This window comes from Bradyrhizobium liaoningense, assembly GCF_018130825.1.
GTDB lineage: Bacteria > Pseudomonadota > Alphaproteobacteria > Rhizobiales > Xanthobacteraceae > Bradyrhizobium > Bradyrhizobium liaoningense_B.
The window spans coordinates 138163-151907 of record NZ_JAFCJS010000011.1; the positions used below are offsets into that span (position 1 = coordinate 138163).

15 protein-coding genes are annotated in these 13745 nt (G+C 65.4%); 9 read left to right on the forward strand and 6 right to left on the reverse strand.

Annotation, left to right across the window (positions count from 1 at the left end; genetic code table 11):
• Nucleotides 1-19: 19 nt before the first annotated feature.
• The 3 genes from JQ603_RS34410 to JQ603_RS34420 form a co-directional block, all read right to left on the reverse strand.
• Complete coding sequence (locus JQ603_RS34410; protein WP_212346913.1) at nt 20-868, reverse strand: amidohydrolase family protein; 849 nt, start codon at nt 866-868, stop codon at nt 20-22.
• A gap of 20 nt (nt 869-888) precedes the next feature.
• Entirely contained in the window at nt 889-1731 is an 843-nt protein-coding gene (locus JQ603_RS34415; protein WP_212346915.1) for a shikimate dehydrogenase, read from the reverse strand.
• A gap of 231 nt (nt 1732-1962) precedes the next feature.
• On the reverse strand, nt 1963-4050 hold the full coding sequence (locus JQ603_RS34420) for an adenylate/guanylate cyclase domain-containing protein (protein ID WP_212346916.1): 2088 nt from the start codon (nt 4048-4050) through the stop codon (nt 1963-1965).
• Nucleotides 4051-4360: 310 nt separating this feature from the next.
• Here JQ603_RS34420 and JQ603_RS34425 point away from each other — a divergent pair, with 310 nt between their 5' ends.
• Genes JQ603_RS34425 through JQ603_RS34440 form a run of 4 tightly spaced genes read left to right on the forward strand, consistent with a single transcriptional unit; the run spans nt 4361 to nt 6903 of the window.
• Entirely contained in the window at nt 4361-4666 is a 306-nt protein-coding gene (locus tag JQ603_RS34425) for a BufA1 family periplasmic bufferin-type metallophore (protein ID WP_212346918.1), read from the forward strand.
• A gap of 50 nt (nt 4667-4716) precedes the next feature.
• Nucleotides 4717-5625, forward strand: coding sequence for an MNIO family bufferin maturase (bufB, locus tag JQ603_RS34430; protein WP_212346920.1), 909 nt, complete (start codon nt 4717-4719; stop codon nt 5623-5625).
• The gene (locus JQ603_RS34435; RefSeq protein WP_212346922.1) at nt 5615-6397 is read left to right on the forward strand and encodes an HvfC/BufC N-terminal domain-containing protein; all 783 of its coding nucleotides are present in this window, start codon (nt 5615-5617) and stop codon (nt 6395-6397) included. The genes bufB and JQ603_RS34435 overlap by 11 nt, the downstream gene beginning before the upstream one ends.
• On the forward strand, nt 6394-6903 hold the full coding sequence (locus JQ603_RS34440; protein ID WP_212346924.1) for a DoxX family protein: 510 nt from the start codon (nt 6394-6396) through the stop codon (nt 6901-6903). The genes JQ603_RS34435 and JQ603_RS34440 overlap by 4 nt, the downstream gene beginning before the upstream one ends.
• Nucleotides 6904-6917: 14 nt before the next feature.
• Here the strand turns inward: JQ603_RS34440 and JQ603_RS34445 are convergent, their stop codons facing one another.
• Genes JQ603_RS34445 through JQ603_RS34455 form a run of 3 tightly spaced genes read right to left on the reverse strand, consistent with a single transcriptional unit; the run spans nt 6918 to nt 9001 of the window.
• Nucleotides 6918-7763, reverse strand: a complete 846-nt coding sequence (locus tag JQ603_RS34445) for an SDR family NAD(P)-dependent oxidoreductase (protein ID WP_212346926.1) — start codon at nt 7761-7763, stop codon at nt 6918-6920.
• Between the two features lies 1 nt (nt 7764).
• Nucleotides 7765-8325 (reverse strand): carboxymuconolactone decarboxylase family protein, encoded by a 561-nt coding sequence (locus JQ603_RS34450; RefSeq protein WP_212346929.1) that lies wholly within the window; start codon nt 8323-8325, stop codon nt 7765-7767.
• Nucleotides 8303-9001: a TetR/AcrR family transcriptional regulator gene (locus tag JQ603_RS34455; protein WP_212346931.1), complete on the reverse strand. Its 699-nt coding sequence runs from the start codon at nt 8999-9001 to the stop codon at nt 8303-8305. The genes JQ603_RS34450 and JQ603_RS34455 overlap by 23 nt, the downstream gene beginning before the upstream one ends.
• Before the next feature lie 168 nt (nt 9002-9169).
• Here JQ603_RS34455 and JQ603_RS34460 point away from each other — a divergent pair, with 168 nt between their 5' ends.
• The 5 genes from JQ603_RS34460 (at nt 9170) to JQ603_RS34480 (ending at nt 13726) form a co-directional block, all read left to right on the forward strand.
• Nucleotides 9170-10381, forward strand: coding sequence for an ABC transporter substrate-binding protein (locus tag JQ603_RS34460; protein WP_212346934.1), 1212 nt, complete (start codon nt 9170-9172; stop codon nt 10379-10381).
• A 2-nt stretch (nt 10382-10383) separates the two neighbouring features.
• On the forward strand, nt 10384-11277 hold the full coding sequence (locus JQ603_RS34465) for an MBL fold metallo-hydrolase (protein ID WP_212346937.1): 894 nt from the start codon (nt 10384-10386) through the stop codon (nt 11275-11277).
• A gap of 11 nt (nt 11278-11288) precedes the next feature.
• Nucleotides 11289-12257 carry a Bug family tripartite tricarboxylate transporter substrate binding protein gene (locus JQ603_RS34470; RefSeq protein ID WP_212346940.1) on the forward strand — a complete coding sequence of 323 codons (969 nt, stop codon included), beginning with the start codon at nt 11289-11291 and terminating at the stop codon, nt 12255-12257.
• Nucleotides 12258-12282: 25 nt separating this feature from the next.
• Nucleotides 12283-12819, forward strand: a complete 537-nt coding sequence (locus JQ603_RS34475; protein WP_212346942.1) for a VOC family protein — start codon at nt 12283-12285, stop codon at nt 12817-12819.
• 94 nt (nt 12820-12913) lie between these two features.
• Nucleotides 12914-13726: a class I SAM-dependent methyltransferase gene (locus JQ603_RS34480; protein WP_212346945.1), complete on the forward strand. Its 813-nt coding sequence runs from the start codon at nt 12914-12916 to the stop codon at nt 13724-13726.
• Nucleotides 13727-13745: the final 19 nt, after the last annotated feature.

Sequence of the window (13745 nt, forward strand, 5' to 3'; positions counted from 1 at the left end):
CCTCCCATTTGCTCTGTTGTTATCTCGTTTGATCCGTCCCGCCGTCGAAGCCGAGCAGCCTTGCCGGCGTTCGCCACAACAGGCGATGCTGATCGCCCGGATCCGGAAACAATTGTGTCAGCACTGCGAGCAGCGGCCCGTAGTCGAGCCGTTCGGCTGCGCGCAGGAACGGATAGTCCGAGCCCCAGACACAGCGGTCGAGGGTGAAGGCCTCGACCAGCGCGGCGATGAACGGCCAGGTGTCCTCATACGGATGGGGCAGCTCGGAGAACTTGTAATAGCCGGATAGCTTGATGTGCGCGTCGCGTTCGCGGCCGATTGCGAGCAGCGCCTGGAACGCCTTGCCTTGCAGGCCCTGCGCGACCGAGGGCCGGCCGCAATGGTCGAACACCAGGCGCACATCGGATTTTTCGATCAGCGGCAGCAGGTCGAGCAACTGGTCCTGCTCGACCTGGATCTGCAGGAAAAGTTCGAGGCTCTTCAGCTTCTCCAGCAGCGGCGCGGCCTTAAGATAATAGGCGGCGCCATGGAACGGCACGTTGAAGGCGACGCCGATCACGCCGGCGGCTTTCAGCCGCTCGAGCTCCCTGATGTCGACATCATTCTCGACGACGGCGACGCCCCGAAAGCGGCCGCCGCCCTGCTTCAACGTGTCGAGCAGGATACGGCTGTCGCTGCCATAGCCGGTGTTGGTGGCGACGACGAGCGCGTGCCTGACATCGAAGGCATCGAACACGCGCAGCAACTGGGCCGCGGGCGCGATCTCCTGCCCGCTTGGCCGGTATGGCGTGTCGTCAGCGTAGGGAAAGCGGACGGGATCGATGGCGTGGATATGGCAATCGATCCTGGGAGACACCGGCAGCGTCATGGCGCAAGCTCCCCGGCGGTTCAGAACGTCGCCTCGATGGCCTTGATCAGCTCGGGCGTGACGTCAGGCATGACACCGAACCAGGCCTTGAAGGCGAGCCGGGCCTGGTTGAGCAGCAGACCGAGCCCGTTCACGGTGACGCAGCCGCGCGCGCGGGCCTCGGCGAGGAACGGAGTCTCGAGCGGCGTATAGATCAGATCGGCGGTGAGCGTTTCCGCCCGCAAGCGCGACAGGTCGATCTCGAGAGCAGCCTTGCCGACCATGCCGCGATCGGTGCAATTGACGAGCAGGGCGACGTCGCCAAGCGCCGCGCCGCGGTCTTCCCACGCAATCGTGCTCACCGCAGAGCCGAATTCCCTGGCGATCGCCTGGGCCTTCTCGGCCGTGCGATTGGCGATGCGGATCTCGCGTGCGCCGTTCTCGAGCAATGCGACCACCACCGCCCGCGAGGCGCCGCCGGCACCGAGCAGCAGGATCGGCCCGGCATCGCCACGCCAGTCCGCCCTGGCGTCGCGCAGGCTCTGCACAAAGCCGTTGCCGTCATTGTTGAAGCCGGAGAGCGTGCCGTCCTGTTCGACGACGATGGTGTTGACGGCGCCGATGCGCTTGGCGGTTTCATTGACGCGGTCGAGCAGCGGCATCGCCGTCTGCTTGTGCGGCATGGTGACGTTACAGCCGCGGAAGCCGAGCGCGATGAGTCCGCGGAGCGCATCCTCGAGCCGCTCCGGCTTGACCGCGAGCGGCACATAGCTGCCGCGGATGCCGTGCGCCTTCAGCCAATAATTATGAATGACCGGCGAGCGCGAATGCGCCACGGGCATGCCGATGACACCCGCCAAACCAAAACCATTCGCCTGCGACATGCTGCGCTTCCCGTTCCCTGAGGCCGCCGGCGCATGTCGCGCGGGGCAGCTGTTCCTCCACGGCCGCGGCTTTCGGCCGCCCGACCATGCTATTTGGTCATTTGTCCAATTCTATTAGGCGGAATGGTCAGCTCGCGCAATCTGAATCTCGCGGGGCGCGCGGCATGCCGGGGACCGGTGCCGGAATCCGACCAATATCGATCCCGGCGCGACAATGCCGGCATCAGCGCGTCATTTCGACGTCAGTGCCGCTATCGGACGCCAAGCGTCATCAGGCGCGGCCGCGATGAATTGCCGGCATCGGTCACGCATCAGCGCGGCGGGACGGTCGTGGGCGCGTTGCTCCAGCACGGCCTCGAAATCGGCGAGCGCGACGGCAAACCGGCGCGCCCGATAGTTGGCGAGGCCGCGCTCGTAATCCGCGATCCAGTCGGCTTCGGTCACACCTTCACCCACGATTCCGATCAGTTCGTGAACGGAGAGCCCCTCCTCCCGCCCGTAAACCGCGATGCTCTCGATCTCACGCGTGACGATGGCGCCGCGCGCCAGGCGTTCGGTCGCTTCGCCGATCAGGATGCGCGTTCCGTAGGATTTGTTGGCGCCTTCGAGCCGGCTGGCGACGTTCACGGCATCGCCGATCACGGTGTAATTCAGTCGCAGCTCCGAGCCGATATTGCCGACCAGCATGCGGCCCGAATTGATGCCGATGCGGATCTGAAGCGGCTGGTCGAGATCGTCGACAAGGCCGGACTCGTCCATCGCCCTGCGGCAGGCCAGCGCCGCGCGACAGCAGCGCAGGGCATGATCTCCTTGCGGCTGCGGCGCGCCCCAGAATGCCATCACGGCATCGCCGATGAATTTGTCGATGGTGCCGGCATTGGCGACGATGATTTCCGAAGTGAGGTCGAGATAGCGCGACAGCAGCGGCACCACGCGATCGCCCATTCGCTCGGACAGTCCGGTGAAGCCGGCGATATCGATGAACATCACACTGAGCTCCTGGATGCTGCCGCCGGGCCTTGCCTCGACGCCCTGACGCAGCAGGGCACGGACGAGATCGGCGGGGATGAACTTGCGGAAAGCGGAAAGGCCGGCGGCCATCTCGGCGATGGCACCCGACAGGCTCGCAATTTCATTGAGCCGCGACGGATGCCGGCGGACCTGCTCCAGCGCGAACGCTTCGACATGGCGAAGCTCGCCGACGACGCGCGACAGCGGCGCCGCAATGACGGAACGCGCCAGCACCGCCGAAGCCAGCGCCGCGAGCACGGCGCCGACGGCAAGGCCGAGGATCAGACGGCGAAGCGTCGTCTCGACGGGTCCAAGAAATTCGGCCTCCGGGATCACGGTTGCGAGCGACCAGCCGGGAAACGGCAGCGGCGTCAGCGCGACCTCGTAGGCCGCGCCACGTGATGTCAGCCGGCTCCGCCGGGCCTCCTTGCGGCCGGCTTCGCCCGCCTTTTCGAGCGCTGCGCGCGCCAGCGGCAGCAGCGTGATGTCGCCGCGCGCAGGGTGCAGCTCGTCGGCCTCCTTGTCCGGGGCTGCGACGAGCTCACCGCTATCATCGACGATGAAGGCGGTTCCCGTACGCCCGACCTCGAGCTGCGACAGGAAGCGCGCGAGCCTCGTATATTCGATCACGACAGCCAGAACGCCTTGCCGCTCCTGGTAGACGTCGATCGGTCCCGCAAAGGCAATCGACGGCCGCTCGCCGGTCGGATGGTCCATCACCCTGAACCATCGCGGATCGTCCGCGGTGAGCCCGGCCTTGAACCAGGCCTGATCGGCCACACGGAACTCGGTCGGCTCGAAACGGCGACTCGCGAATTCGATATCGCCGGGCACGACGTCATATTCATCGACGCGGCGCTGACCCGGATGATCGGTCAGCGAGATCTCCATCATTTCCAGCCGGCGATCGCCGAGCTTGTGCGCAGCAAAGAACGAGCCGTCGGGCCAGCCGAAGGCGACCCAGGAGATCGTCGCCTGCGACTGCAACTGCGACAGGAAAACGAACTCGCGCTTGTCGGCCTCGCGGGTGTCGAGCACGTTCTGGAGGAACAGCGTGCGGATCGCGGTATGCGCGGCGCGCGCCTCGTCGACGATGGCCGAGACCTCCTTGCGCACCGCCGCCACGATCTGCTCGTTGATGGTGGAAGCGAGCTGGCGGCTGGTTGCCTCCGCGGTGCGCCACCACAGCAGGCTGGAAAGCGCGGCCGTGAGCAGGATCGCGGCCAGGACCAGGGCGGACACTGCGAGGCGAATGCTGACCGTCAGCTTTGCAACCGCCTGAAGCCTCCGTCCGGGATCAACATTCATCGCCGTTTTCGCCTTCGCGGATCCGCCCACCCTCTGACATCGCTCTACGGCGCCGACCGCCCTTCGTTACGTCTGGCAGGTGCGGGCCATCCGCACCAATGCCCCGCGGCTAACGTCTCGATAGAGCCAAGGCATTGGATTTACGCCGGCGCTTGCCCGTTAATCCCGGCCCAAGCGCACCAACCGGGCGCCCCGACCAATCGGTCTCACGGACTCGTGAGCATCCCGGCAGTAACGCCGGCTGCGCGCGAAACGAAGAAGACCATGCGCCTTCGCCTGCCAGGCGATGCATCTGAAAAGGAGAACTTCGATGTCTGCCAAACACGTCGTCACTACGCTTGCTCTCGCCGGCGCCATGTCGACCGCGCTCGCGACCCTCGCCGCCGCCGGTCCGCTGACCAAGGCCGAGGCCGATGCCGCCATCGCCGCCAAGAAGGAAAAGTGCTTCGGCGTCGCGCTGAAGGGCCAGAATGATTGCGCCGCCGGACCGGGCACGACCTGCCAGGGCACCTCGACCGTCGACTTCCAGGGCAACGCCTGGAAATTCGTCCAGGGCGGCACCTGCACCAGCATCGAGCTGCCCGGCGGCAAGAAGGGCTCGCTGAAGCCGGTCTGACGCGGCCCGGCCAATCCATCACGCCAACACGAAGGAAGCGGAGACGCACCATGATCACGGCCACCAAGCCCGCCACCGTGCCGCTCCGCTTTTCACTTCCGCTCGGCGGCGTCGCCGGAACCAGCTTCAAGCCCGAGCACCTTCCGGCGATTCTCGAAGCCGGCCCGCAAGCCGGCTTCTTCGAGGTGCATGCCGAGAACTACATGGGCGCGGGCGGAGCGCCGCATCGCGCGCTGGAAGCCATCCGCCGCGACCATCCGCTGTCCCTGCACGGCGTCTGCATGTCGATCGGCGGGCCGCAGCCGCTCGACAAGACCCATCTGGCGCGCTTTCGCAGCCTCGTCGCGCGCTATCAGCCGGCGCTGGTCTCCGAGCATCTGGCCTGGTCGACGCATGAAACCAGCTTCTTCAACGACCTCCTGCCGCTGCCCTATACCGAGGCGACGTTAGCCAGCGTCTGCGATCACATCGACGAGGTGCAGGAGGCGATCCACCGTCCGCTACTGCTGGAGAACCCGTCGACTTACGTCACCTTCCGCCAGTCCACGATGAGCGAGACCGATTTCATTCGCGCCATCACCGCGCGCACCGGCTGCGGCCTGCTGCTCGACATCAACAACGTGTTCGTGTCCGCGACCAATCACGGATACTCAGCGCTCGACTATCTGGCCGATTTTCCGCTTGCTCGCGTCGGGGAGATTCATCTCGCCGGCCACGCGGAGCAGACCGACGATGACGGCAACCTCCTCCTCATCGACAGCCATGACGGCCCGGTCGCGGATGCCGTGTGGAAGCTGTACGAGATCATCATCGCGCGGCGCGGCCCCGTGCCGACGCTGATCGAATGGGACAGCAAGATCCCGGAATGGCCGATCCTGCGCGCCGAGGCCGCCGCGGCGCAGGCGATCCTCGATCGCTGCCAGACGGCCGCAGAGACGGAGGATCGCCGTGCGGCCTGAAGCTGACCTCGGATTTGCCGCGGCCTTCGCGCCGCCGCTGCTCGACCCCGCGCGTGACGAGCCGACGACCGTGGTCGGCCGAAACGGCAAGCCGGCAGGCCGACGCTATGACGTCTACCGCAACAACGTCACGGTCAGCCTGATCGATGCGCTGGCTGCGATCTATCCGGCGGTGCAGCGCATCACCGGCACGGATTTCTTCCGCGCCATGGCGCGCTTCCACGTCCGCAATAGCCCGCCGACCTCGCCGCTGCTGTTCGACTATGGCCGCGACTTCCCGGACTTCGTCGCGAATTACGCCCATGCGCAGGATATGCCCTGGCTGGCCGATGTCGCGCGCATCGAGCGCGCCTGGCTCGATGCCTATCACGCCGCCGACGCATCACCGCTGTCGCCTGCGCTTCTGTCCGCCATCGCGCCGGAACGGCTTGGCGATCTCGTCTTCACGCCGCATCCGGCCACACGGATCGTACGCTCACATTATGCGGCCGTGACGATCTTTGCCGCCAACCGCGACAGCGCGCCTGTGGTGCGCATCGATGCGTCGACGCCGGAAGACGCCCTGATCACCCGGCCCGAATGCGACGTCGCGGTGCGCCACCTTCCGCCCGGCGGCGCCGTCTTTGCCGCCAGCCTGATGTCCGGCGAGCCGCTCGGCGCGGCCGCAATGGCGGCGTTCGACGCATCAGCCGACTTCGACATCGCCGCGAACATCGCCGGCCTGATCGAAGCCGGCGCGCTCATCTCATTTGCCTTTGGAGATCCAGCATGATTACGGACCAGCGCATGCCCGCAAGCGGCAGCCTTCCACCCCTCGGCCTGCTCATCGACAAGGCCAATCAACTGGTGCAGACGCTTGCCGCCCCGTCGCTGGTCCAGCTCGTGCTGCGCGTCGCGCTCGCCGTGCCGTTCTGGCGCTCGGGTATGCTCAAATGGGCCGGCTTCCTCCGGCTCAACGACACCGCCGTGACGCTGTTCAGCGACGAGTTCATGCTGCACCTGCCGGGCGGGCCATATCATTTTCCGGCACCAACGGTGATGGCCTTCCTGTCCGGCTCGGGCGAGATCCTGTTCCCGATCCTGCTGGTGCTCGGACTGGGCACGCGGTTTGCTGCGCTCGGATTGTTGTTCATGACGGTGATCGTCGAGCTCACGGTACCCGACGGCTGGCCGATCCATCTCACCTGGGCGGCCATGGCGCTCGGCATCATGGCTTACGGGCCGGGGAACCTCTCGGTCGACCATCTCATCTGTCGCGCACGATCGCACGGGCGATGAACGCGCAACAGGGCCTACATCCCGCTCAAACCGCTATCCACCGCGAGCGTCTGCGCGGTGACGTAGACGCTCTCGTCCGACAGGAAGAACAGCACGGCGTAAGCAATCTCCCATGCGGTCGCCTGGCGGCCGAACGGGATGTGGCCCTTGCCGCGGTTGGGGCGGCCGGCGCCGGCTTCGCGGCCGTTGGGGGTGTCGACGAGGCCGGGATAGACGAGGTTGGCGCGGATGCCGCGGCGCGATCCGAGATGGGCGATGTTGCGCATGAGGCCGCCGAGCGCGGCTTTCGAGGAGTCATACACCGCCATCTGCGAGCCGGCTTTAAGCGCGGCGATCGAGGAGATGAAGACGATGGCGCCGCCATTGTCGAACTTCGGCATCGCGGCGCGGCAGCACAGCATGGGGCCGCGGACATTGACGTCGTAGATCTTGTTCCACTCTTCTGGGCTGACGTTGTCGAGCCCGGTCTTGCCGAAGGTGCCGATGTTCAGCACCATGCCATCGAGCCCGCCCATGGCGCGATGCGCTTCGTCGATCATGCGCTGGACATCCGCCTCCGACGTGACATCGGCCGCAATCGCAAAACCGTCGCCGCCTTCGTCGGTGATGCGCTTCACGGTCTGTTCGGCGGAGCTGCGGTTGAGATCGGCGACTGCGACCTTCGCACCTTCGCGAGCGCATAAAATGCTCATGGCGCGGCCGTTACCGATCGGGTCGGTGGCGGCATCGAACACGCGCTGGCCGCCGCCGACAATGAGGATCCGGCGTCCTTTCAAGCGTCCCCTGCCCGGCGCTTCGCCGGAGGACTCCGCGCTGGGCGGACGGACGTAGCGCTCCGGCTTGGTCTCGGCTTCAGTCATGTCAGCCGCCCTGCTTCTTGCCGCCGTCATAGACCTTCATGCCGGCCGCGGGATCGAGATCGGTTTCGGTCGCTTCAGTCAGGCGCGCCATCATCATGTAGAAGCCGAGCGCGACGATGGATTCGACGATCTCCTGATCGCTGAAATGCGCGCGAGCAGCCGCGAAGGTGGCTTCGCCGACGCGGACGTTCTCGACGACGTCGCGGCCAAACTTCAGTAGGGCGCGTTCGGCTTCGCTTAAGCCGGCGGCATCGTAATCGGAACGCTCGACGGCATCGACCTGCGCCTGCGTGCAGCCGACGCCGAGCGCGATCGGCACGTGCTGGCGCCATTCATAGGCGCCGCCTTCGAGCTGGGCGGCCTGCAGGATCAAGAGCTCGCGGTTGACGGCAGAGAGCTTCTGCTTGTGCAGGATCGAATTGCCGAGCCGCATCGCCGGGATCATGTTGGCCTCGGCGTGGGCCATCATGCGGAAGATGTTGAGCTTGACCGGCATGCGGTCGAACGAGGCGCGGATGTCGCCGCTCGTCGTCTCCGGATCAATCAGGGGCAGCCTTGCCACGCGTTTCTCCCTTGAGCTTTCGTTTCTTGTTGTCGGTGTCATTGCCTGCCGCGATCAGCGACAGGAAGAAGGCAAGATAGCGGTCGATCGCCTCGATCACCTTCGGTCGCGGCGACGGCACCGCGCCCATCACGTAATGCTCGAGGCGGATATAGATGAGCCCGGCCGCGAACAGCCGCGCAGTCTCGCGCGGATCCGGCGTCGAGATCAGGCCGGCGAGCGCGAAGCCGCGGAAATAGTCCGTCATCATGCTCTGCTCGCGCGCGTAGAAATGGTCGGCAAACTTGGCGCGGATGCCGGGCACGCGGTTGCGCTCGGCGGTGATGACCTTCTGGAACTGGTGCTCGCGCGGATCGGACCATTGCTCGACAAGGTCCAATGCAAACTGCCGGCAGAACGCGGCAGGCTGCCGCGCCAGCTGCTTGTAGCGCACTTCTTCGAGCCGGCTCGCGGAGCTTGCGGGGCCGTGCTCGCTCACGATCGCTTCGAGGATCGCGGCCTTGCCGGAGAAATGGTTGTAGAGGCTGCTCTCGCGGATGCCGACGCGGCGGGCGAGTTCGCGCATCGAGGCGCCGCCATAGCCGCTCTGCGCGAACAGGTTGAGCGCCTCGGTGAGGATGCGCTCGCGCGTCGTGGGCGCAGCCGCTTCCGCCGCGCTGGAGGTGTGGACAGCCATGTGACTTGACTAACGAACGATCGTTCGCTAGTCAACCGTACGAACGATCGTTCGTTTCGCCAATCTGGCGGCAACGGGCGCGGTCCGCAAGCCTGCTTGCTGGCGCTGTTCTCGCGTTTCAACTCCGCACCAACGAGAGGCGGAGAGCAATTTTGGGGAGACGACCTCATGGCGCGCTTTGCCCGCCTTCGCTTAGCCGCGGCATGCATCCTGTTGCCGCTGCTCGCGAGCAACACCGCCTCCGCCCAATCCGCCAAATACGATCCCGGCGCCGACGACAAGACCATCAAGATCGGCACCACGGCGCCGCTGAGCGGACCGGTGTCGGCGTTCGCGCAGATCGCGAAAGCGGCGGAGGCCTATTTCCGCAAGGTGAACGACGAGGGCGGCGTCAACGGACGGCGCATCCAGATGATCATCGCCGATGATGCCTATAGCCCGCCGAAGACGGTGGAGCAGACGCGCAAGCTGGTCGAGAGCGAGGAGGTTCTTTTGATCTTCGGCGGCGTCGGCACGCCGACCAACAGCGCCGTGCACAAATATCTCAACGACCGCAAGGTGCCGCAGCTCTTCCTGGGCTCTGGCGCGGCGAAGTGGGACGACCCGAAGAACTTTCCGTGGACCGTCGGCTGGCAGCCGACCTATCGCGACGAGGCGATCGCCTACGCCAGATACATCAAGGCGAGCCACGCCAATGCCAAGATCGGCGTGCTCTACCAGAACGACGATCTCGGCAAGGACTATCTGAAGGCGCTGGAGGAAGGGCTCGGCAGCGGCGAAGCGATCGTCGCGCGCGCCGCTTACGAGACTTCCGCGCCCACGGTCGACACGCAGATCCTGCAACTGAAGACCGCGGGTGCCGAAATCGTGCTGGTGGCGGCGACGCCGAAATTCGCAGCGCAGGCGATCCGCAAGATCGGCGAGATCGGCTGGAAGCCCGTGACGATCATCTCCAACGTCTCGGCATCGATCAGCGGCGTGCTGGAGCCGGCCGGCAAGGACAATTCCACCGGCGTCATCTCCAGCCAGTACCTGAAGGACGCGACCGACCCCGCCAACAAGGACGATGCCGGCACCAGGGAATGGGCCGCCTTCATGGACAAGTACCTGCCAGACGCCAACAAGAGCGACTGGCTCAACGTCTACGGCTACACCATCGCACAGACGCTGGTGACGGTGCTGAAGGCATCAGGCAACGATCTCACCCGCGCCAATGTGATGAAGCAGGCGACCAGCCTGAAGGACGTGCGCCTGCCGATGCTGATCAACGGCACGGCGGTGAACAACTCGCCCGAGCGCTACACGCCAATGACGAGCCTGCAGTTGATCCGCTTTGACGGCACGCGCTGGGTCCCGTTCGGCGACCTCCTGAAGAACTGAGCATGCGGCAGGTGAGGATCGGCAGCATGCGGGTGGATCTCGTCAGCGAGATCCCCGCGCTCGCCTTTGAGAAGACCTGGCTGTTCGCCAACGTCACCGACGTTGACATCGCAGCGAACCGCAGCTGGCTCGATCATCGCTATATCGAACCCGAGACCGGCCGCTTCATCCTCAGCCACCACTCTTATCTCGTACGCACGCCGCGCTGGACCGCCGTCGTCGACACCTGCTGCGGCAATCACAAGCATCGGCCGCGCGTGCCGGCGTGGAACAACCTGAATCAGCCTTATCTCGAAAACTTGCGGGCGCTGGGTGTTGCCCCTGAACAGGTCGACTTCGTCATGTGCACGCATCTGCATGTCGATCACGTCGGCTGGAACACTCGCCTTCTCGACGGCCGCTGGGTGCCGACCTTCCCCAATGCGCGCTATCTGATGGGCCGCGAGGAGTACCGGCATTTCGAGGCCGCGCACAATGCGGCGCCGAAGAGCCCGGTGAACCACGGCTCGTTCGAGGATTCCGTGCTGCCGGTGGTCGCTGCGGGCCTCGCGGAGCTTGTCGAAACTGATTACCGCCTGTTCAACGATCGTGACGCGAGCTTACGCTTTTCGCCCGCGCCCGGGCACACCGCCGGCAACATGCAGATCCATCTCAACGGTGGCCACGATCACGCGGTGATGTCGGGCGACGTGATCCATCATCCGATCCAGTGCGCGGCACCGTGGCTGTCGAATGCCGCCGATGTCGATCCGGCCGCGGCGGTCGCAACGCGGATGGCGCTGCTGGAGGAGCTCGCGGATACGCCGAGCTATCTGCTCACCGGCCATTTTCCGGCACCGACCGCAGGCCGCGTTGTCAGGCACGGCGAGGCCTATCGATTTCGTTTCGAAGATTAGGGAATGCCATCATGATGCTGCGCACCGTCACGCTTTCGTTTCTCGCATTGCTATTGGCCGCACTGCCGGCGCGAGCGGAAGACCCCGCCGCTTACCCCACCCACAAGATCAAGATGCTGCTGCCCTACGCGGCCGGCGGCGGCGGCGACGTGGTCGGCCGGCTGCTCGCCGACAGGATGGGCAAGTCGCTCGGACAGAGCATCTATATCGAGAACCACACGGGAGCTGCCGGCACGCTCGGCACGCAGATGGTGGCGACGTCACCGAACGACGGCTACACCATCACCGTCGGCGGCATGACCACGCATGTGCTGGCGCCGGCGATCTATCCAAAACTGCCCTACGATTCGATCAAGGATTTTACGACGATCGGGCGCGTCGGCGTCTCCTCGATCATCCTGGTGGCAACCAAGGACTTTGCCGCCAATGACATCAAGGGCCTGATTGCACTGGCGAAAAAGGGCGAGCCGATCCAGTACGGCAGCTGGGGCATCGGCTCGACCGGACAGTTCTGCGCGGAGATCCTGATGCAGCAGACCGGCATCAAGATGGAGCACGTGCCGTTCAACGGCATCGCCAAGCTCGCCGGCGACCTGCTCGGCGGCCACATCTCGCTGGCGACGCTGGACGTTGCGACCGCGACGCCGTTGGTGAAGGACGGCTCGATCAAGGCGCTGGCCGCCTGCGGCGAACGCTCGCCGAGCCTGCCCGATGTCGCCAGCTACAAGGAGCAGGGCGTGCCGTTCGACCGCAGCCTGTCCTGGGCGATGTATGCGCCCGCGGGCCTTGCTCCGCCGATCGCGCAAAAGCTGTCGGCGGCGCTCAAGGACGCGCTCGGCGATGCCGAGGTCAAGGAGAAGCTGTTGAAGCTCGGCATCACGCCGCAATTCGTCCCGGGCGAGGAGCAGCGCGACATCAACGCCCGCGACATCGCGGCCTGGAAACAGGTTGCCAAGGACGCCGGCATCGAGGTCAAGTGAGCAGGCTGACAAGGGGAGCGCGGGCATGAGCCGCATCTTCGGCGCGGTGCGCCAGAACGGATATGTGGTGCGGGACATCCAGGCCGCGATGAAGCACTGGATCGAGGTGATGGGCGTCGGTCCCTGGTATTACATGGACCGCGTCAAGACCGATTGGTTCCGCCATCGCGGCCAGGACTCATCGGTCGAGATGAGCATTGCGCTCGCCAACTCCGGCGATCTGCAGATCGAGCTGATCCAGCAGCGCAACGACGCGCCCTCGCTGTACAAGGAGTTTCTGGACGCCGGCCACGAAGGCCTCCAGCACATGTCGTACTGGAGCCACGACTATCAGGCGCTCTACGACGAGGCGATCGGGCTGGGCTACAGGATCGGCCATGAGGGCCAGATCGGCGGCGACAAGGGACGCTTTGCCTATTTCGACACGCAGGCGCATCCGGGAACGGTGATCGAGATCTCCGACATCAGCGGCACCAAGGGTCCGTTCTTCGAGAAGGTGCGGCAGGCGGCCTTGAGCTGGGACGGCACGCGTCCGATCCGCGAGGTCGTCGCCAAATCGTAGGCGCTTTTCGCCGGTGGGGGTCACCTCGCTGCTGGTGCGGTGGCCGGCAACCTGTGTAACATGCGCCTCGCGTCCAACCTTCAGCGAGGCAAGCATGTCCAACACTGACAAGGTTTTCGCCGGCTCGATTCCGAAAATCTACGACGAGTATCTCGTCCCGCTGATCTTTGCCCACTACGCTGCCGACATCGCAAAGCGTGTCGCGGCTCTCTCCCCGTCCACAATATTGGAAACCGCCGCAGGCACCGGCGCCGTCACGCGGGCCGTGACTGCAGCGCTACCGCCCGGCATCCGCTACGTCGCAACCGATCTCAACGAACCGATGCTCGCGGTTGCGGCGCAGCGCCAGGGTGAGGATCCGCGCATGACCTGGCGCCAGGCGGATGCCACCGCCCTGCCGTTCGACGACGCCACATTCGACCTGGTCTGCTGCCAGTTCGGCGCCATGTTCTTTCCGGATCGTGTTAAGGGCTATTCGGAGACCAAGCGGGTGTTGCGGCCGAACGGCACGTTCGTGTTCAACGTCTGGGACCGTATCGAGGAGAACGTGTTCGCCGATGATGCGACGCGCGTGCTCGGAAAGGTCTTTCCCGATGATCCGCCCCGTTTCATGGCGCGGACGCCGCACGGCTATCACGACAAGGCCGTCATCAAGGCAGAGCTGGAGCAAGCCGGCTTCCGCGACATTTCGATCGAAACGCTTGCCGCGATGAGCCGCGCGCCCACGCCCGAATATGTGGCGTTCGCCTATTGCCAGGGGACGCCGCTGCGCAACGAGATCGACGCGAGGGATGCGAGCAAGCTGCAGGCAGCGACGGACGCCCTTGCCGAGGAGATCCGGGCCTGCCACGGCCCCGGCCCCGTTGAAGCGAAGATTCAGGCGCTGGTGATCACCGCGCGGCCGTAATCGAAGCGTTGTCGCCCGA

What these genes read in the sequence shown, in the direction of transcription:
- JQ603_RS34480 (WP_212346945.1), top strand. Translation starts at nt 12,914, where the DNA reads ATGTCCAACACTGACAAGGTTTTCGCCGGCTCGATTCCGAAAATCTAC.
- JQ603_RS34425 (WP_212346918.1), top strand. Translation starts at nt 4,361, where the DNA reads ATGTCTGCCAAACACGTCGTCACTACGCTTGCTCTCGCCGGCGCCATG.
- JQ603_RS34455 (WP_212346931.1), bottom strand. Translation starts at nt 9,001, where the DNA reads ATGGCTGTCCACACCTCCAGCGCGGCGGAAGCGGCTGCGCCCACGACG.
- JQ603_RS34460 (WP_212346934.1), top strand. Translation starts at nt 9,170, where the DNA reads ATGGCGCGCTTTGCCCGCCTTCGCTTAGCCGCGGCATGCATCCTGTTG.
- JQ603_RS34475 (WP_212346942.1), top strand. Translation starts at nt 12,283, where the DNA reads ATGAGCCGCATCTTCGGCGCGGTGCGCCAGAACGGATATGTGGTGCGG.
- JQ603_RS34470 (WP_212346940.1), top strand. Translation starts at nt 11,289, where the DNA reads ATGATGCTGCGCACCGTCACGCTTTCGTTTCTCGCATTGCTATTGGCC.
- JQ603_RS34415 (WP_212346915.1), bottom strand. Translation starts at nt 1,731, where the DNA reads ATGTCGCAGGCGAATGGTTTTGGTTTGGCGGGTGTCATCGGCATGCCC.
- JQ603_RS34410 (WP_212346913.1), bottom strand. Translation starts at nt 868, where the DNA reads ATGACGCTGCCGGTGTCTCCCAGGATCGATTGCCATATCCACGCCATC.
- JQ603_RS34465 (WP_212346937.1), top strand. Translation starts at nt 10,384, where the DNA reads ATGCGGCAGGTGAGGATCGGCAGCATGCGGGTGGATCTCGTCAGCGAG.
- bufB (WP_212346920.1), top strand. Translation starts at nt 4,717, where the DNA reads ATGATCACGGCCACCAAGCCCGCCACCGTGCCGCTCCGCTTTTCACTT.
- JQ603_RS34440 (WP_212346924.1), top strand. Translation starts at nt 6,394, where the DNA reads ATGATTACGGACCAGCGCATGCCCGCAAGCGGCAGCCTTCCACCCCTC.
- JQ603_RS34420 (WP_212346916.1), bottom strand. Translation starts at nt 4,050, where the DNA reads ATGAATGTTGATCCCGGACGGAGGCTTCAGGCGGTTGCAAAGCTGACG.
- JQ603_RS34445 (WP_212346926.1), bottom strand. Translation starts at nt 7,763, where the DNA reads ATGACTGAAGCCGAGACCAAGCCGGAGCGCTACGTCCGTCCGCCCAGC.